This window comes from Candidatus Thorarchaeota archaeon (assembly GCA_021498125.1).
Taxonomy (GTDB): Archaea; Asgardarchaeota; Thorarchaeia; order Thorarchaeales; family Thorarchaeaceae; genus B65-G9.
The window spans coordinates 34,300-53,333 of sequence record JAIZWL010000011.1 but is presented as its reverse complement, the minus strand read 5'-3'; the positions used below and the strand labels follow the sequence as shown (position 1 = coordinate 53,333).

The 19,034-nt window shown below is 45.1% G+C and carries 14 protein-coding genes and 1 pseudogene; 6 read left to right on the top strand and 9 right to left on the bottom strand.

What is annotated here, in order from left to right; all coding sequences use genetic code 11:
• Positions 1-105: 105 nt before the first annotated feature.
• Positions 106-960 (bottom strand): DDE-type integrase/transposase/recombinase, encoded by an 855-nt coding sequence (locus K9W43_14150; GenBank protein MCF2138369.1) that lies wholly within the window; start codon positions 958-960, stop codon positions 106-108.
• Between the two features lie 52 nt (positions 961-1,012).
• Positions 1,013-1,510: an L-2-amino-thiazoline-4-carboxylic acid hydrolase gene (locus K9W43_14145; GenBank protein ID MCF2138368.1), complete on the bottom strand. Its 498-nt coding sequence runs from the start codon at positions 1,508-1,510 to the stop codon at positions 1,013-1,015.
• 150 nt (positions 1,511-1,660) lie between these two features.
• Between K9W43_14145 and K9W43_14140 the strand changes: the two genes are divergently transcribed.
• Positions 1,661-1,741, top strand: a complete 81-nt coding sequence (locus K9W43_14140) for a hypothetical protein (GenBank protein ID MCF2138367.1) — start codon at positions 1,661-1,663, stop codon at positions 1,739-1,741.
• 21 nt (positions 1,742-1,762) lie between these two features.
• On the opposite strand, the gene K9W43_14135 is transcribed toward K9W43_14140, so the two are convergent.
• The 3 genes and pseudogenes from K9W43_14135 to K9W43_14125 all read right to left on the bottom strand — a co-directional run bounded on the left by K9W43_14135 (position 1,763) and on the right by K9W43_14125 (position 3,244).
• A complete protein-coding gene (locus K9W43_14135) occupies positions 1,763-2,338 on the bottom strand; it encodes a TATA-box-binding protein (protein ID MCF2138366.1) in 576 nt (191 codons plus the stop codon).
• A gap of 206 nt (positions 2,339-2,544) precedes the next feature.
• A pseudogene (locus K9W43_14130) lies at positions 2,545-2,887 on the bottom strand (DUF86 domain-containing protein).
• 72 nt (positions 2,888-2,959) lie between these two features.
• Entirely contained in the window at positions 2,960-3,244 is a 285-nt protein-coding gene (locus tag K9W43_14125) for a nucleotidyltransferase domain-containing protein (GenBank protein MCF2138365.1), read from the bottom strand.
• 206 nt (positions 3,245-3,450) lie between these two features.
• On the opposite strand from K9W43_14125, the gene K9W43_14120 reads away from it, so the two are divergent.
• The 3 genes from K9W43_14120 to K9W43_14110 all read left to right on the top strand — a co-directional run bounded on the left by K9W43_14120 (position 3,451) and on the right by K9W43_14110 (position 7,270).
• The gene (locus tag K9W43_14120; protein ID MCF2138364.1) at positions 3,451-4,668 is read left to right on the top strand and encodes a PQQ-binding-like beta-propeller repeat protein; all 1,218 of its coding nucleotides are present in this window, start codon (positions 3,451-3,453) and stop codon (positions 4,666-4,668) included.
• Between the two features lie 710 nt (positions 4,669-5,378).
• On the top strand, positions 5,379-6,395 hold the full coding sequence (locus K9W43_14115; GenBank protein ID MCF2138363.1) for a hypothetical protein: 1,017 nt from the start codon (positions 5,379-5,381) through the stop codon (positions 6,393-6,395).
• A 20-nt stretch (positions 6,396-6,415) separates the two neighbouring features.
• Complete coding sequence (locus K9W43_14110; protein ID MCF2138362.1) at positions 6,416-7,270, top strand: hypothetical protein; 855 nt, start codon at positions 6,416-6,418, stop codon at positions 7,268-7,270.
• A gap of 78 nt (positions 7,271-7,348) precedes the next feature.
• Here K9W43_14110 and K9W43_14105 read toward each other — a convergent pair whose 3' ends face one another.
• The 4 genes from K9W43_14105 to K9W43_14090 form a co-directional block, all read right to left on the bottom strand.
• On the bottom strand, positions 7,349-8,122 hold the full coding sequence (locus K9W43_14105; protein MCF2138361.1) for a hypothetical protein: 774 nt from the start codon (positions 8,120-8,122) through the stop codon (positions 7,349-7,351).
• A gap of 238 nt (positions 8,123-8,360) precedes the next feature.
• Positions 8,361-9,416, bottom strand: coding sequence for a hypothetical protein (locus K9W43_14100; protein MCF2138360.1), 1,056 nt, complete (start codon positions 9,414-9,416; stop codon positions 8,361-8,363).
• A gap of 194 nt (positions 9,417-9,610) precedes the next feature.
• On the bottom strand, positions 9,611-9,883 hold the full coding sequence (locus K9W43_14095) for a hypothetical protein (GenBank protein ID MCF2138359.1): 273 nt from the start codon (positions 9,881-9,883) through the stop codon (positions 9,611-9,613).
• 114 nt (positions 9,884-9,997) lie between these two features.
• On the bottom strand, positions 9,998-10,789 hold the full coding sequence (locus K9W43_14090; GenBank protein MCF2138358.1) for a hypothetical protein: 792 nt from the start codon (positions 10,787-10,789) through the stop codon (positions 9,998-10,000).
• Positions 10,790-11,254: 465 nt separating this feature from the next.
• On the opposite strand from K9W43_14090, the gene K9W43_14085 reads away from it, so the two are divergent.
• Together K9W43_14085 and K9W43_14080 are read left to right on the top strand one after the other, a co-directional pair.
• Positions 11,255-18,154, top strand: coding sequence for an ABC transporter substrate-binding protein (locus tag K9W43_14085; GenBank protein ID MCF2138357.1), 6,900 nt, complete (start codon positions 11,255-11,257; stop codon positions 18,152-18,154).
• Positions 18,155-18,216: 62 nt separating this feature from the next.
• Complete coding sequence (locus tag K9W43_14080; protein ID MCF2138356.1) at positions 18,217-18,912, top strand: ubiquinone/menaquinone biosynthesis methyltransferase; 696 nt, start codon at positions 18,217-18,219, stop codon at positions 18,910-18,912.
• The last annotated feature ends 122 nt before the right edge of the window (positions 18,913-19,034 follow it).

Here is a 19,034-nt window from a genome sequence, read left to right as displayed (position 1 = left end):
CAAATTATAACTCTTTCTAGTTATTAGGAGATGTGTGGAATCACAGAAGATGTAGGACTTTGTACCACCACTTTTGGGACTCCTCCTTTTTTATCTTCGCCTCTCTCATCTCTGGATCCTCCTCACACTCCAGTACAGTTCCCCCGGCACCCGGTTCAGCAGGGAGGTGTGCGGCCGCTCCTTGTTGTAGTACTCCAGGTACTCCTCCAGGCACAGCCCGAGCCGCTCCCGCTCCTCGTCGATCGTCCGGTGGACCCGCTCCACCTTCCCCAGGGTCTGCGGATGGCATCTCCTTGCCCGGATGTGCTGGATCCCCATGGTGATACACCACTGTTGGAAGGCGCTCAGGCCTCCTCTCACCGACGCGAACACTGCCCCGTTGTCCGTCAGGACCTGTAGCGGGCGCCCGTACTTCGTGACCAGCCGCCTCATGGTCTCAAGCAGCATCTTGGAACTGGCGCGCTCACACTCGACACTGGCCAGCAGATACCTGCTGGCGTCATCGATGACATCCAGCCGCCAGACACGCCGCCCGCCTCTCCAGTACGGTCCCTTGAAGTCCAGCTGCCACAGTTCGTTGGGGCGTTCTCGTGACCAGGCCCTATACCGTCGCCGACGGCGTTGGCGCTGCGCGCGTATCAGCCCCTCTCGCTTGAGGAGGCGATAGACGGTCATATGAGAGAGTGAGACCCCCTGACGCCGCGCAAGGACGGCCGCGAGCCGGACAGGACCATAGTGGTAGCGCCTGCGAAGCGCGAGGATCTTGCGAATGAGGTGTTGCTGAAGCACAGTCCGGGGTCTGAGAGGGGCGGTGGAACGAGGCACGAGGCCGGTACGACCATGAGCAGAGTAGGCCTGGAGCCAGCGATAGATGGTGGAACGAGCAACAGAATAGATCACCGCCGCCTCAGAGACAGACCTCTTAAGTGCAAGCTGCACAATCTTTTCCCTGAGAGTCACCGAAGAGATCATTTCTAATCACTTCACTCAAAGTGATCATCTTCTGTGACTCTCACCGTCCCAAATGTTTTGTTACCATACAGTAGGCAATTGTATTCTGCCATGAACCATTGCGGTGGAACTCGAACTCGGGAAAAGCGTTCGGGAAAAACTCCCGATCGACCTCACAGAATAACTGTGTGAGTTGTGGTGTACCCGTTTCCACAAAAAACTCGTGGAATATACACCGCGTGATCACAAAGTGGCAGGTGTTGTCATTCTGTTCGATATATTCACGTGTATTAAGCCGGGGTGCGCCCTTAAGATCCATGAGGTCGTGAAACGCCATAAGACGGCCCATAGGCCCGAGGCCCGCGAGATCCATGGATTTGAGGTGTTCCCACTGCTCATCGCTGCCAATAGGCACTGCAATCTTTCTCACGATTTCGAATGCCTTCTCTTGACCGAATTTTTTCTCGAGTTCAATATACATTGCAGCAACAAGAGAAATACGTTTTACGAACTCGGATTCAGGGCCTTTCGTCTTTGCCCAGTGCGTTCTCTTAAACACCGATCCTTTTCGAATCGCGAATCCTACGGATGAAACCTACTGCATGGAACTGACAAATGCTACAACCACTGCATGGAATTGAAATTCGATAGGAGAACGGTGATCATAGAGGGTGAAGAGGCCACACCGTTCGGGCAGTAGGACGATCGCATTGGAGCGTATCGCGCAAAGGCCATAGTCTATGCAGACATTCTTGATCTTCTGTTTCGTCGAAAAATACCATTCCAGTGATAAATTCACAAATCGAACTATTTAGACCTCAATATCATCGGAATCCTGCATAATTTCTAACTCAACTACTCGGTCTCTGACTTTCCGGGCGACCTCAGGAATTTGCTCCTCAGTCTTTGCACCAGTAATTACAATCTTGCCCGAGCTAAAGAGTAACACTACGACCTTGGGATCTCTCATTCTGTATATCAGTCCGGGAAATTGTTCTGGCTCGTACATACAGTTCTCAAGTGTCATGGCGGCGAGTTCAAGATTGAGAAAGCCACCAAGATCGCCACTAGCAACTATGTTCTGCACATTGATGATAGGTCTACCAGGAATGTTGATATCCGCCTCATTTAGCTCTTTTACAATCTTTCGCACTGCTCTCTTCGCTTCAGTGATGTTCTTTCCTCCCGTGCATACCATCTTCCCTGTGCTGAAGATTAATGTGGCAGTCTTTGGATTAGTTAAACGAAAGACGAGACCCGGAAATTGCTCGGGGTCATATTCCACTTTTGGAAATCTTGCAACTATTAAGTCAAGATCAATTGGCCTCGATAGAATGACCGATGCAACTACATTCTCGATTTGAGTTTTTATCTTATCTATTGACATGAACATTACTCCGTCCTATAAACACGAGGACCATAGTCGTCTTTGTCAGCATAAGCCTTATTCTAGCTCTTATTTCACTTAAATTAATCATTAAACATACTTGTGACATACAGTTTATTTTTTAATTGCTCGAAAAACTGGACGGGGCATTCAATTGGACAGGACGTTCACCTATTTCGTGTGTTCAAGGATGTGATCTTGTCCATTTATACATCTAATTTTTTTGGAATTTTCAACAATTCTGATTTGTCTTGTGGCAGTTCAACATTAATCGCGTCCCATACCAGCTTGTGATCAACACCAAAATATGCATGAATTAGTCTATTTTCTCATCCATGCCATTCTTTTCCATGGGATTTGTGGGTACTTTTGCCTGATGCTCGTGGGAATACTCTTTGATGTCGCCCCCAAAATCTCAAACTTTCTAATGACTGCACTTGAAGTCTTGTCATCCCCAACAAACTTTTCATAATCCATTCCTTCGAATTTTTCGATAGCTACGATTGCATCTAGAATGTCCACCAAGAATAGATTGTGATCACGTTTCATAAGGATACAACCTCTTCTAGGATTTTCCTCCTCAGTTCCGGTCTTATGGCTCTCTCTGAGACAATATCCACTTTAATCCCCAATTTTGTTTCTAAGAATTCTAAGCCCCACCAGGTCGAAGAGAGTGACGTCTTCTCTGAATCTCACCAAGATGTCCACATCACTCTCCACACTCTGCTCACCACGGGCATAGGAACCAAACATCCTAAGGACTTCTGCTCTGTATTTTCTTCTAATTTTCTCTTGTGTATGGGGGGTACTAGTAAAGTAACTGTGTGGATAAAGTCCACTATCAATAATGGCAATAGTTTCGCCATCACCATCATAGCCCAGATTATGCAAATCGTCGATCTCCATCCAACTTTGAGTCTGCTGGTCTTCCAGAAACGGATTTGTGTTACTGCTAGCTGTGTTACTGCTAGAGTTTGGTAGTAAATCTCAAATCAAATGTCTATCTCATATTATAAACAAGAAGATACGATAGCAGATAGGAGAATAAGTGTATGAGAAAGTCCATGGTTTTGTAGGAGAATTTCTCAATATTTGAGGTTCGGGCATTGATTATGAACAAAATGGGGAGAAATATTGTGTTTAGAATTGAACGAAAAATTCCCAGCAGTAAGACCTACAAGTTGTTATGTGTTTTTGTTATATCATTTATTTTCGTGAATGGCACCATGGGGACTGAAACGCGCATTGACATCGGCGACCTCGTAGTAAATACACAGGCAACGGTCTCACAAAATTTGCATTGGAAATTTGTTGTAAACTTAACTGGGCCTCAGCTAGGATCCAGTGGTTTTTCTCTGCAGTTACCATCCACAAAAACTATGATCCCTGCTGAAAAATGGCGTTTTGCTACTAATGGGGCCGTATGGAATCCGCCAATAGCGTTTGATGTAGATCGGGATGGGCGCCAGGAGATTTTTATGGGAGAGTTTCCTAGATACACCACAGAAGGGGGTCGAAAAGGCAGGTCCTTCTACGCAATATCATCAAATGGAACACTTTTGTGGAATTTTACAACAGATGAACCTACTTCAGTTTACCTTGACGAAGGAGTAACAACAATGGCCACTGTGGCCGACGTTAATAAGGACAATCAATTTGAGGTGATTTTTGGTACTTATGACGGCTATCTTTACTGTCTAAACGCGGCAACAGGAGAACTTGTATGGCGATATCGTGATTATCTTGCTCAAAATATGTCTATGGCAATTTCCGATTCGTCACCCGCAGTTGCAAAACTTTCAAATGATACTGTAATCGTGCTTTTTGGACAATGTGGCTCTGGTGGGACCACAAACAGACCTTACAATGGGCTCTATGCCTTAAATGGTAGTGATGGTTCTCTGCTCTGGAACTTCACAACAGAATATGGTGTGTGTAGTTCTCCGGCAGTTGCTGATATTGATGGTGATGGTAAATTAGAAGTTGTTTTTGGTTCCAACGAGGACATAGTACGAAGCCTTGACTTAAGTACTGGAAGACTAAAATGGACGACCACCTTAGTTGGAGGAAACTCAGTCATCTGGACCAACCCATTTCTGATGGATGTTGACAATGATGGCATCATTGAGATCTACATAATGACACTGGCAGGACACCTCTATGTTCTGGATGGGGCAACTGGAGAAAAAACGCTCCTAGGCATCTTTAAAGATTCTACTGCCTCACCAGTTCTTGGAGATCTTAATGGAGATAAACTGATTAAACTAATAGTTGCAAAATACTATGGAACTCTGTATTCGCTTGATTCCATGTTTCTACGGCAACATTAATTACTATACAAAAAAAGCCAGAGGCCTGTTGGACTGATCTCTGTAAGATAAAACTCATTATATACGATCTAATGGAATCCCAAAATGAAATGGTATTTCTTTAATAAATCGTAATCTCCATCCATCAAGTTCGGTAAGGAACAAGTTTCCCCCTATGGCACGTCTGATCGCAGCAGCTCGAACGGGTCTATGTAGATAAGACATACGTACTTCTCGCAGGCGAACGTCCAGTACTTCCATGACCGCGGGGCATACCCTGCCATCGAATCCAAGAGGAGGCTGACGGACCGGTCGCGAATACGGCTACCGGGGCTATAAGGAGTTGATCAGGGAGTATCGACACGACCTAGAGGGCCGGAAGGTCAGGCACGCTTGCGGGCAACGGAGCCTGGCCGAAACCGTCTTCGGGATGATGAAGATGCGATTCGGTGGAAACCTGACCTCACGAGGGTTCCGAGAACAACGACACGAGGTTCTGATGAAGGTGATCTTGCACAACATCGAGCGGCTCAACTTCCTAGAGTGTGACGGGAGAGGACTTTTCACACAGATCCCAAAATTGAGAACGTGCTATTTTTGTAAAAAAAAATCGATTGCTTGAACCAAATGGTTCACCTATCACGAGATCACTGGTATCCACTTGCTGAGAAGAGAAAAATAAAACGTAACAAATTAAAGGCGATCATATAGTTCACAGGAGGGGCTCGGATATGGGGTCAAGTCTACAATGCATTTCGGAAGAAGAGGACTTGGTTGTGATCAGAAAAAATACGCCTTTTCTTCTTCGGGAAGAAGCAACGTTGGAGATTTCTATGATCATTTTAGCATTCACGGCACCAGACTTTTTGTTCAAGAAGCCATGGAATCCAAACGAGCTTGTTGATCTATTGCTCAAAATGATCGTCATCACCATAGTCGGTGTAGTTAGTATTTTGATGATGTCCACATACCAAAGAAGAAAATTCCGAGTACCATATCAGAATGAAGAGTTTCAAGAACTTCTCGACCGGACGAGCAAACATGTTGGGCTTGAGAAAAATTTCGAGGTCTGGCTTTATGTGACAGCAAAACCATGTCTTGTAACACTTTCAACTCTAAGATTTACTGCAATGGCGATCTCAGAGGTCACAGTGCGAAATATACTCGCTCAAAAAGAGAACGGCGAGATTGTCTTGGCTGAAGCATTAGTGGACATGTATTCCAGTCGGAGAATGAACACATGGTTTCCAATTTCAACCATTATGGTGCCATCGTTCTTCATGTTATGGATAAGGCTTTCAGCCCTCGATATGAAGATAGCTCTGGGCATAATGGGGCTCGTAGGATTTTTTGCATTAGATATTATCACAACAGTGATCAAACCGGACTGCCCAAGCCAGAGAGTACTAGAAATATATGGTGTCCATCCGACGGTCTCAAAGATAATTGTCTTTAGAGGACGACAACCACATTCCGATGAGGAATTGAAGATCGAAGAGGAAATTGCCAAAGCAAAGAGACCTTCACTCACAATATTCCAGATCTTCTTAATCGATCTGAGCAGTGGGCTGTTCGCCTTCATTCTTGCTCAAACAACTTCCCGACAGATATTTGCAATAATGCCATTCATTCCTCAAGTTTTAAAATCAGAAACATTTTCCATATTTTTCCTATTTGTTCTATTCTGGATAACTTTACGGATTGCTTTCGGTAGGATTGGGAATCACCTTAATCAGGAGATAATATAAGACAAATCGGATAATAAGATATGCAGAATACCCTTATCTTCAAAGTGCCTTTGGTAACGGTTATGAACAACAAGTCTTCTACGTTGGTGCTGATCGGGTTTGCGATCTTTCTCATCACCGCAGTACCAAGTGTAGCTCCCGTAAACGCATTAAAGATGAGCTATTTTCCGTTGTCACCAGGCAATTATCTCGTATACAATTCAACAGATGATACAGGTACATGGTCCACGAAACGGTACGTGGCTGAAGAGACCGAGTTCTTGGGAGGACCATTTGGAACGTTCACGATCCTCTGGTGTGAATCTCAGATGCAGCCGGGCGAGTCAAATTATACATGGGTCAATCAGATGTGGCTATCAAAGACTGATGACACCCTAGTCTGGTGGGGTTTTGAAGACGAGTCTGCCAAGATCATTGTGACTAATGGACTGGCGTATGTCACAGAACCAGTCAAAGAAGGAGCTGTGCATCGGGGCTCGACAGTTGGAACTCTGACGCTGAAAGCAGATGGTACTCAGATCTCTAATGTTCCGTTCTCGGCCAACTATACAATCGACTCTATCGAGACCGTCACTGTTCCAGCAGGTACCTTTGAGAACTGCATAAAGGTCCACGAGGAAGAACTGACCCCTGATGGTCACGTCAGCTTTTGGGTATGGTATGCGCCCAATGTCGGTGCGATCCAATACCACTATCCGGACTCCAATGATCGCTGGGACAAACTCGTTGAGTATTCTGTAGACACAGAAAATGATCCATGGGACACGTGGCTTCTTCCGAAGGTGCCTATGATCCTGACTGTGACTGTCATCGCAATATCGGCATTAGTTGCGATTATAATTGTGGTGAAAATCGTCAGGACTCGTAGAGCATGAAAAGAATAGTGGCTAGTGAAATAATCTGGACCAGTAAAAGCGGCACAAGGATACGTTCAGCGATAACTGGACTGAGACCTAAGGTTGCCCTGATACTGAGTCCGGATTGTGTCCTTTACCGATCAAAAATTCCAGCCTCTTCTTAAGCGGATGCCAGAGAGCCACTATAACGGCAACAAAGAGAACAATATTTACTAGCACGGTCACGGCGGATATTCCAAAAAAGGGAAAGAGGAGCAGTCCCTCATGATAGTCCACCCAGACTAACCGATCAATTACCACTATCAGACCTATAACAACCAGAGGAATCACGAACAACCCGGCAAAGGTCAACCTGCTCGTGGGAATCGTATGGGCAAACATTCTAAGGCCTACAAACAATGCAGCAACGAGACCTAAGACTAAAGGAAGCCTGATCACATACTGAGGAATGCCCAAGTAGTACGAGATCCACCCCTCATCGCCCATGCCACCAAACAAGAGGGCCACTACTTGAGGGACCAGTGCAAACCAAGAATTGAATAGGGCAACAGCCAAGCCCACCCATTTTATGTAGGCGTCGTGTACGTGGCGGGCAATGACAAGGCCCATTACAATAAGGACTAAGGTGGTAAGGGGACCAGCTGCCAATATTGCAACAGAATGACCAGCATCCGATCCAGAGGTGATTTGCCACCGATCAAAACCTAGGAGAAAGGTCTCACCCAGAACTGTAGCGGCGGACCAGTGGCCTAGCTCATGGAGCTGCGTTGAGAGATAGCCAAGAAGCAAGTACAGTCCAAACATGAAATATTGTCGTGTTTGAAAGACATCTCCAAGTTCAAGCTGGGTATCATTGCCAGTGAATCCCATCAATTAGACCTCACAGCCTCTCGTTATCGCTCTACAATACACGTTCTCAACAGGCAGGCTCTTTTGTAGTTACCGTTAATTGTATGTACGTTGGAGAATTTTGGATAGACTGTAAATCCGCCATGAATACATCTGATCTCCCGCAATCACAAACACAATGAGCGTGACTATAGTAAGAATCACATCCGATGTAGGAAACAGACTGAGTAAACTGAAACGTCCAAGAAGCCATCTGTTTCTACGGGGGAGGTTTCAACGGTGGATTTGACTGGATGCCATGAATGATATCAACACCCATCTCTTCTGCAAAAGATTCAGCCATACCACTTACGTTCAATGCAACCATAAGTAGTCGATCAGGTTTTAACTTGTATACTTCTTCCATCAACCGTCCTACGAAGACCAGATGCATAATGTCATTACGCTCAGCCCGAGCCTTATACTCGATAATCCATCGTTGCTTGCCTTCATAGTATATGTCAATATCAGTAGTATATCCTTTCGCAAAGATTTTTCCATCAGGATCAATCACCTGTACGTGATTGATCTTATCCGGATCGATTCCTTCAGCCTTCAGTATCTCTGCCAACACCTTTCGCAATGCATCCTCAGCCCTCTTACCATATTTTCCAGAAAGTTCAGACATTGATACTTGCAGTATTACGATGTCGCGATGTAGTTCTTCAAAACGCTTGTCCACCGCCTCAAAACGTTTGTCGATCTGCTTCTGCATGGCCTCAAAACGCTCATCGCTCTTCCGCATGTTCTCGTCGATCTGCTTCTGCATGGCCTCAAAACGTTCTCGACTCTCGTGCATGTTCTCGTCGATCTGCTTCTGCATGGCCTCAAAACGCTCATCGCTCTTCCGCATGTTCTCGTCGATCTGCTTCTGCATGGCCTCAAAACGTTCTCGACTCTCGTGCATATGCTCGTCGATCTGCTTCTGCATGGCCTCAAAACGCTCATCGCTCTTCCGCATGTTCTCGTCGATCTGCTTCTGCATGGCCTCAAAGCGGCGTTCAGATGCCTCGAAATGTTCTCTGCTCTCCTGCAAATGTTCATCGATCTGCTTCTGCATGGCCTCAAAGCGGCGTTCAGATGCCTCGAAACGCTGCATAGACTCCACTCTAATCTCTCGAATTTCTTTTAATAACTCGGCCAGTTCGTCACGTTTAACATAATCCGCAGGAGCTATAATCTGGACTAACCTGTCCCTTAATCGGGGATTTTGCTCCAGAGCAGTAATAAAAGACTCTGCAATTTCTATGGTTTTTTTGGAGTCATCAATAGTCATTGGATTCATTATTTAATATCCAACGATTTCTTATAAGCACATCTCTGACTCAAACTTCAAAGTCGCGTTGCATTATAAAATATCAAAAGTCCATGGAAAATATAATATACTAATAACAAGTACATATTCAGACAATGACAAGTGATGATCTAACTCGTGATGTTACATTGAGAAACAGACAACAAACACATCAATCAGCGATTACGCCATATCGTGATACCACCAAGAACAAGCGCAAGAACCAGTGCCACGCCGGCTAGTATGGTGCCAAACAAGCCATAATTCATCGAGATAAGAACGAGTTCGAAGACCACAAAAAGAATCGCTGCCGGAACCATTGCACTCGAAGGGGCACGGTCGCGTAGCAATGTCCGAATCACGGATGCGCGGGACAACACGGCTCGTCCCAAAATCAGAAGCACAATGAAAGTGACTATGACAAGGATCATATCCGATGCCGGAGTCAAAGCTAAGATCAAAAATGAATCGAAGAGAAAATGCACGAGTGTTGCCAACCGTTTGTAACTCTGGCAATATATAATAGTAAAAATATTTCATCGATCACGCGACATCTTCTGAGATCAAGGCCATCTTCGTAAATACACAGCAAGCGCGATTATGGGGGCAAAAATCACTAGTAGGACAATAGCAACGAGAAGAGGCGCGGGCTCTGGAGGGTACATACCATGATACTCGGGTCTCCTTTGTTCCACTTGGAATGCGACCACATCACCTTCGAAGGAACTGATGTTAAAATCCCAGATCGCCAAGTGCGTATTATTATCAATCTTATTTATTTCTAGACCCGTACTAGGATAAAAAGAACAACTCTCAAATTGAGTAAGATTCGTCACACGCATACGAACGGTCTCATGAGTGTTCCCGCTCCAACTTTTCGCAGTGCCAACAACGTAATCAAAATAAAATTGATTTTCGGTCGAATTAAGTTCAAAATCCGAATCCACATCGACCAAATAAGTTGTATTTGAACTGACTGCTGTTGAGAACACGGCAAAATTACAGCTGTACAGATAGCTATCGTTGGCGGCGTTAGGTATGTAGGTTTCGGCCAACTCAGCCTGTGTCAAAATATCATACTCTACTTCAGAGCCATTGAGCGCAATTGTGAAAAAGTGTAGGACGGTGGGGCTATAATCTGAAAAGGAATGCCACGAACTAGGATAGACAAATGCTAACGTGAGATTTGCTGTATTTCCACAAAAGATCTGAAACCTGCTCCGCAAGGAGATATCGTAATGCCATTGCTCCGAAATGACGATACTAATGTTAACATCAGCGAGAGGCATTGTTGTGTTTTGATCAACCACGTATGGCTGCCCAGTGTTAATTGATCTTGTTTGAATTACTACCATGTCACCTTCCACCTGCACCGGTGCAAGTAGTAGTACTATCAATGAAAAGGCAAGTGCAAATCCACGATAATAGAGCGATCTCGTTCTAGGCTTGAGAGAGAACAAGAATCTCTTTGGAGAAAAAGAGCTAAAGCAACTAGATGATTGATGACAAGTATACGAATCGATGTTTCTCCTCATAGGCCCCGCCATGAATATCCACCAATATTGACTTATGAAGAATTTGTTTCATGTAATATCTAAGTCATGAATAAAAAGTTGAATCATCATCATGAATTAATGAGACCGTTCCTGAAGAATGGAAACGTATATGACAATCGATCAAGTAGAACCACCGATGATACCAAACCATTGATTGTCATCAGCAACAAAAACCATTCGTACATCGAGGTTTTTTGTAAAACCTCTCGAAAATTATATTAGACTCGATAATTCCCACAACTTGTCAGTAGTGGGGTTGTTTTAATGAGAAAAACAGCTATAATCATTCTCAGTTTATTCTTAGTTACTTTTGTGAGCTCGAACATAGGTGCATTGCAAACTGTCAGTGCAGCAGGAACTTCCAGTGATAGTTCAGGACCTTACATAGACAAACTTGTTTTCAAGGTCATTCGAGAAGATGCGGACCAAGTCCTTGCGCTTCAAAATAATAATATTGATATTATTGGCCAGTTCGTTGATCCATCATTCGTGGATCAATTATCAAATTCCTCAAATATAGAAATCGCCACGACTTTACGGAATGGTTATGGCTATTTGATCATCAACTGTCAAAAGTATCCTCTCAATATTACTGCATTTCGTAGAGCTTTTGCGTTTGCACTGGATAAAGAAAATATTTCGAAAGAGGTCTGGGATGATACTGCAATTCCACTTGATAGTGTAGTCCCACAGATCAATCCATTCTCGGCAGAGGGACAGTTATCATACTCTTATTACGACAAAAATGTCAATCTTGGAAAACAGATCCTTACAGATGCGGGTTTTATCGACATAGATTCGGATGGCTATCGAGAGGCCCCTGACGGTTCCGATTTCACGGTCCGAATAGAATGTGCACAGTCATCATCCATTGCGCTTCAGGTTGGTACAAGGGCAGCAGACGCACTACAGGCACTAGGCATAGATGCAACATCTGTTCCAACTGATTTTTATGACTATTATTCTAGACTCCAAACACATGGGGACTATGATGTAGCATTCATGGGTAAATCGTTCACCGACTTTGATGTGGACTGGCTTGGATTCGAGTATTGGTCTGAATACGCTACTGAGCCCGACCGCAATTATCCCAACTTCAGGAATGCATCCTACGATTCATGGAGGGACAAACTACTCTACTCAACAGATTATAATGACGTATATGAAGCAGCCATCGAAATGCAAAAAATTTTGGCCTATGAGAGCCCAATTATCGTCTGCTATGAGAACAAAATGGTGTCGGCATATAGAACAGATACTTTTGAGGGGCACGTCAACGATATTGCTCACGGATTAGCGTCTTGGTGGACAAACCAAAAAGTCAGACGCCATAGTCAGGCAGGTGGTCCCTTTGGAGGTACATTCCGGTGGGGGAATCGCCTCGACCTTGAGAGCTTTAATTTTATGATCCGTACGTCAGAGTCTACTAAGAATGTACTGAGCGAGCTGTATGAACCTCTACTACGAAGAGGCCCGGATGGCAGTATTATTAATTGGCTCTGTAACAGCTACATCACTGAAACTCATGCAGACAATCATGCTATTCCCGTAGGACATTCACGCTACACATTCAGTATCGTGAGAAATGCTTCTTGGACCGATGGAGTACCCCTCACAGCTCAAGATATTGCATTCACTTACAACTATTATCGTAATGCCCCAGATAATCCCTATAGTAGCAGTCTTCAAGATGCCTTTGCACTGTATGCCCCACAAGATTACATATTGGTTGTAGAATTTAATACAGAGTCGTATTGGCATCTCACAAAGCTTGTAGATTTGCCTGTGATTCCCAAACACTATTTTCAGAATCTCGAGCCCAGTAGATGGAACCAATGGAATCCAAATCCAATGGTAAAACCGATGATCACTTCAGGACCGTTTTATATCACTGATTACACTGTGGACTCATTTACAGAGCTCACGAGAAATCCGTACTACTTCAGGTCTGTACCGAATAATGACGATATCCAATCATCACAGGCCGCGCTCAATCATATGAGTGCAACAATAACACATGATCAGAGCCTTCCAGAAATTGTCCAAGAACAATCAGAGGCACTCTGGAGCAATTGGTCACGTCCTGATTTCAGACCTGATATAGACCCGCTTTTAGAAAAATGGCTTTCCGGCGGAACAGTTGACGATTCGATCTCACTTGTGCATGGGAATCCAAGCGTATTGGTCTACTGTGCACCTTGGATCGATATGGACGCGATAGAAGAATTTGCAGACCTATCCTGGAAGATGGACTTCAAAGTATTCAAACTAGCAAAAGTATCGATGCCATCACAGGATTCTCTCAAGAGTATAATGAACCTCCGCGGCGTAACAGCGATCCGGGCGGACAAGATGATAAACCCCGTTGTCGATGAATTCGCGAATCCTGATACAAAGGATGTGCAAGTGCCGCCGTTTTCATTGGACATGTCAGAAATACGTACTGTTGTAGGTGCAACTGAGAGCATTGCGGCAGAATACACTGGTGATGGGATTGTAGTCGGGCATATTGATACTGGATGCGACTTTGGCGTTCCCGATCTGACGGAGGCCTATGACAATGGTACATATGATCCGTCTGGATATGGACTCAACCTATTCGTTCATGCAAATACAACTAATGTGGCAGACCCTGATGCGTGGCTGTCAGACGGAAATGTGCTCACCTATCGAAACGCAACAGGCGTCTATCTCAACGTCTCCAGTTGGGATCCAATGTTAAACTATGAGGGGTCTGGAAGATATCTGATTGGTGATGGAGACAAAAATTCGCCGTATCATCGCCGGATAGGCTTTGTATGGCTCTACGCGTACTATTGGGGTGTAGACGTTGGTACAATGCCTGATGACATATGGCAGGACATACGACTCCCTGACACATCAGAGGTACTTGGTGATTATCGAGTGGGGTTCATCTTCCAACAGAGATCCACTCCGTACATGAGGGCCTTTGCTCCTGCACTCGTGTACAAGTCATCTAAAACCAGTGAGTGGAATTTGGCTATTGATTGGGAGGGCGCTGAGGCGTGGTCATGGTTCTGGGATGGCGGGATTTACTATAAGAACGTCAACCTCACCAATCCTGCTGAGACACAACCGATCCTCGACCTCTGTGACTGGGACTTCACAGATGATATCGCTGTTGCAACATATAACTACTCCAACCCTGTAGTGGCGGCAGACTTGAACGGGGACGGCGTCAACGATTACAGTCTAGGAGCTATCTCGTGGTGCTTCGATGCAAATGAATGGTTCACCGACGAGCCAGTCTTCAATGGATTCCGATCAGATGGTGCCGCAGTCTGTCTGTATTTTGACGCGGACACACATGGCACATCCACAGCCGCTCATGTTGCCAGCCGGGGGAAGCACCAATACTACGACTCCAACAATGGTTCGTACTTCTACATGACTGGTATTGCCAATCAATCAAAGATCCTCTCGGTTCGCGCCCTGACATCAGGCAGCAAAATTGGGGCATATCTATGGATCTGTGGATTTGACTATAATGAGGCAACTAGCACATTCAATTATACAGGAAATCATCAAGCTGACCTCGTGACAAACTCTTGGGGATGGGAGGTTGCTTCTAATGGGGAACTGTCCTATTTGTCACTAATATGGACAATTCTATCAACACCAGGATATCTCGATCCAGCGTATCCCGGAGTACTTCACATCTTCTCAGTGGGGAATGAAGGCTCAGGATTTATGACCGATGGTCCCCCGGGCTGTTCAGCAGGAGTACTAACAGTTGGAGCCTCCACCAGTAATCAATACTTGGAGTACCTATATGGGCCGGATCAAAATATCGAGGGCATTGCCTCGTTCTCAAGCAGAGGACCCTCGTTCTTAGGATACGTTAAACCGGACGTTGTCGCTCCGGGTCTGGCTGCCTATGCCCCAGTACCCGTATATGCCTCGTATCTAGGCCAACATTGGGGCAGTTCCTATTCCAATGTCACATTATTCTCAGGAACAAGTCAGTCTGCACCAGTTGTTGCAGGAGTTGCAGCTTTGGTCATTGAGGCCCTGAATGACAAGGGACTATCATGGTCTCCGGATAAGGTCAAGACCATAATTCAGAGCACATCTGAGCGATTAGGGTATGATCCTGCAACTGAAGGCTTTGGTCGAGTTGATGCACAAGCAGCTTGTGAGTATGTCAAAAATGATGTTGGATTCATTGTCGAGTCAAGTGATTCATTTGACAATCTGATGGGAATTGCTAATAAAGCATGGAGCCATAGCGGTTCCGGCCCGTCGGATATGCTACATACAGATGTAGCCCATTCGAGCCTACCTTCAGGGTTTGGCGAGGGATCATTATATTTTGGTCAGGTCTTTCCAGGTTCGGTGACAAATGTGACTCAGAAGATCTTTACCAATGTGTCTGGTCCATACATTACAGATACGACGGGGTGGACGACCTCAGCATACTATTGGCACAAAGCTGAAACGTATTCGTTCTCAGGCACGACCTTCACATATAATGATACAGTTAGTTCCGCACAGATGTATGGATGGTATGATCTCAGGGACAAAATCGGCGCAACGACCTATGATTCGGCGGTCTCAACTTATTCATATGTCACAATAGGAATTTCATTCAACAAAGATGATATTTCCAAATACGGCGCACCATGGTCATTTCTCTATGACTGGTCTGATGATGATCCAAGTGATGGCATGCCCAATAGATGGGACGCATCGACCCAACAAGGCAACGAACTAATCCGTCTGGCAGATGGGCGCAATTCTTCGTGCACGAGCATGATGTCCTTCGCGACAAACATGTCGAGCCTCTCTGCAATTCTTAAGGGTGATTTAACACTTGTAATCCACGATCCAGCTTTTGATGATGATATGTCTAACTCAGGTCACTCTTTCCAATGTACTGTGATCTTCTGGGAAAAGAAATCTACGTCGATGATCACAGCCTTGCCCGGCAGTGGATCTTCAACGTATACATGGAAATTGACAGCACCCGTAGATGACACAGGCATCTATCAAGGGTATGCCGAAATTTCTGATGGCACAACAACCGTGACGGTACCATGGAGTTTCAGTCTTGTCGGGAATCTCTCGGCGGATATGACCGAAGAAAATACAATAGTGTCTGGAACTGGCACGGATCTCTCACCGTATGATAGTCCTGTGTACGGACTTATGGGCAAAGACTTGGTAGGCGACTATAGGAGCTATGCAATTTACAACCCACATTCTGAGACGGAGAATATGGGAGTTCGAGTCATTTGGGAAGATGCCGGGTGTGCTATGACTGTACAAGTCTTCAATGAGAACTGTACACAATTGACGGGTGACGCTTCGAGCACGAACTGCACAACGGCGGTGATGGTCGAACTCCCCACTAATCCCATAGGCATGTATTATCTGTTAATTCATCCGACAGATATGGACAAGCAATTGTCACTCCCGCTTAACTACACAATTAAAGTAATGACATATGGTGCTATCGCAGAACCGACTATGGAACAGACGTATTACTCTAACTGGAATACGACACCAGCCCCATTCGAAACGAACGACGTATTGAATGGAGATCATATCATAGTCAATGTGACAATTTCAGAGATTTCAGTACCAAACTTCCCTGAGAAGAAAATCGACCATACGAGCCTCGGCTTCCAGACGGGAATGTACTTTGAAAAAACAGGTGATTTGGTGATACCTTCATCGTCCTATAACCCATTCACCGGGACAATTGATCAGACACAATTTGCGTGGGTACTGGTCAATGGGATCCAAAAAGACGACCCTGTGAAGTTAAGCCTAGATTTCACTTCCGACGATTGTGATGTCATGGCATGGTGGGCGGACACTGTAAGTGATACATGGACATACGCAAACAACATTCTAGGTAGTAAGATGGCCACGAGCAGACGACCGGAGAGTTGCACAATCACTGCAGATAGATCCGGTTCAATATATTTTGGGATATACAATTATGCAGCACAATCAGGTACATTCACACTACATGTAGATACACGCAAAAGCATGGTTGTTGAATTTGCTGGCCGTTCTGCATGGTATGATACTACTAATTTCGGACAAAATGCGACACGGGATATCATTGCCACAGCCACGACAAAAGGTGGATCAACGTATGTCAGAACGTGGAATAATGTCACCTTCAACAATTTCTTTGCTCCCACTGTAACACTGAATACTCCGAATGGCGGAGAGGACTGGACGGGAAGTCAAACGATCGACTGGACTGTTGTATCAAAGAATGCAGACTGCAGTCCGAATCATGAGGTCTATATCTCAAATGATGGCGGAACGACATTCATGCTAGTTGCATCGAATCTATCGATTGATGAGTTTACATGGGATACAACGTCATGGCAACACAGGGACACATATGTAGTAAAGGTGACAACGACCGATCGTGGCATGTATGCTGAAGATATCTCTGATGCCGTGTTCACAGCTGGAGATTCAATTCCGGATCAACCTCCACTTATTTGGGGTCTGACCAATCTAGCATGTACAGATCCGACTGGTAAAACAATAACATGGGTGGCTGGAAGTCTATATCCCTCTCTCCTAGAGTTATGGGTGAACAACGTTCGCGAATCACAATTTTCATGGACCACTCAATCAAACACGACCACTGTCAGTTTGAACGGTCTCACGAAGGGTGCATATAATTATACATTCTACGCAGAAGACTCGTTTGGACACTCAACCTCCTTCACAACATGGGTCCTTGTCAATGTGTCATTACCACCAATTATTGACCATCCGTTGGACATAACCTATCAGATAGGAACGACTGGCCATCAGATCGTATGGAACCCAAGTGATTCGAATCCATCTAATTATACGCTCTATCGAAACGGGGTCGCTATCAATTCAGGAACATGGAATGGAGAACCGATAGTAGTAAACGTGGATGGACTGAATGTGGGCGTATACAATTATACGCTTATCATCTGGGATCTGAATGGAAATTATGCCAAGGACACCGTCTTTGTGACAGTTGTGCCAGAGAGTACAACTAACACTACAACCACCATACCAACGAACACGATACCAACAGGATTTCTCAGTAATGAGATTATTTTGGTACTGATCGGAGGCATGGCAGCGGTTGTTGTTGTAGTCGTAGTAATTGTGAAACTCCGACAACGTAAATGACATACCTTTGTCATTGTGAGGTGAAACCTTAAAGAACAGGAACAAGGAACTCGGTCACTATAATGACTGCTCGTCTACAACAGGTGTTCAGTGACATAGCACAAAAGTATGAACAGGTAAATCACGTGTTCACACTTGGTCTCGATATTATCTGGCGAAGCTTGGCAGTCCGTATTGTCAAGAAACTCAAACTAAGAGGGACATGGCTCGATGTCTGTAGTGGGACTGGCGAGATGGCAGCACTCTTACAACAGATCGCAGACAGACGAACAAGAGTTGTCACCAGTGACTTTAGTCAGGATATGCTCACCGCATCAAAGAATAAGGAGCCATCCCACAGACTGCAATTCATTCTGACCGATACACGAAGACTTCCGTTCTTGGACGAGTCTGTGGATCTTGTCACAATATCCTTTGCCACTCGCAACCTAAACAATGGACCTTCCGAACTCGTAAGTGTCTTCAGAGAATTCTATCGTGTCCTGCGTCCGGGTGGCATCTTTCTAAATTTGGAAACCAGCCAACCATCACAACCGATCATTCGGGAGAGTTTTCACAGATACGTCGATCTTGCGGTGAATCATCTTGGCCCGCTTCTTGCAGGTTCTAAGGAAGGATATTCATTTCTCGCAGATACGGTTCAAGGATTCTATGATGCCGAGACCCTCTCTTTACTCATTAGGAGAGCGGGATTCCAGTCGGTCTGGTTCAAAAAGATCTTCTTTGGCGTTGCAGCCGTGCACCTTGCTACAAAGTGATCTTCGTGATATTCCTCTCATTTATATTACACGTCAGATTGAGATACATGGATACGACATCTGGCAACTAGTCAGCCTCATGACATTCATGAGAGGTGAGGTGATCTTAGAGAGACCACCAA

What these genes read in the sequence shown, in the direction of transcription:
- K9W43_14135 (MCF2138366.1), bottom strand. Translation starts at nt 2,338, where the DNA reads ATGTCAATAGATAAGATAAAAACTCAAATCGAGAATGTAGTTGCATCG.
- K9W43_14125 (MCF2138365.1), bottom strand. Translation starts at nt 3,244, where the DNA reads ATGGAGATCGACGATTTGCATAATCTGGGCTATGATGGTGATGGCGAA.
- K9W43_14120 (MCF2138364.1), top strand. Translation starts at nt 3,451, where the DNA reads ATGAACAAAATGGGGAGAAATATTGTGTTTAGAATTGAACGAAAAATT.
- K9W43_14115 (MCF2138363.1), top strand. Translation starts at nt 5,379, where the DNA reads ATGGGGTCAAGTCTACAATGCATTTCGGAAGAAGAGGACTTGGTTGTG.
- K9W43_14110 (MCF2138362.1), top strand. Translation starts at nt 6,416, where the DNA reads ATGCAGAATACCCTTATCTTCAAAGTGCCTTTGGTAACGGTTATGAAC.
- K9W43_14105 (MCF2138361.1), bottom strand. Translation starts at nt 8,122, where the DNA reads ATGGGATTCACTGGCAATGATACCCAGCTTGAACTTGGAGATGTCTTT.
- K9W43_14100 (MCF2138360.1), bottom strand. Translation starts at nt 9,416, where the DNA reads ATGACTATTGATGACTCCAAAAAAACCATAGAAATTGCAGAGTCTTTT.
- K9W43_14090 (MCF2138358.1), bottom strand. Translation starts at nt 10,789, where the DNA reads ATGGTAGTAATTCAAACAAGATCAATTAACACTGGGCAGCCATACGTG.
- K9W43_14085 (MCF2138357.1), top strand. Translation starts at nt 11,255, where the DNA reads ATGAGAAAAACAGCTATAATCATTCTCAGTTTATTCTTAGTTACTTTT.
- K9W43_14080 (MCF2138356.1), top strand. Translation starts at nt 18,217, where the DNA reads ATGACTGCTCGTCTACAACAGGTGTTCAGTGACATAGCACAAAAGTAT.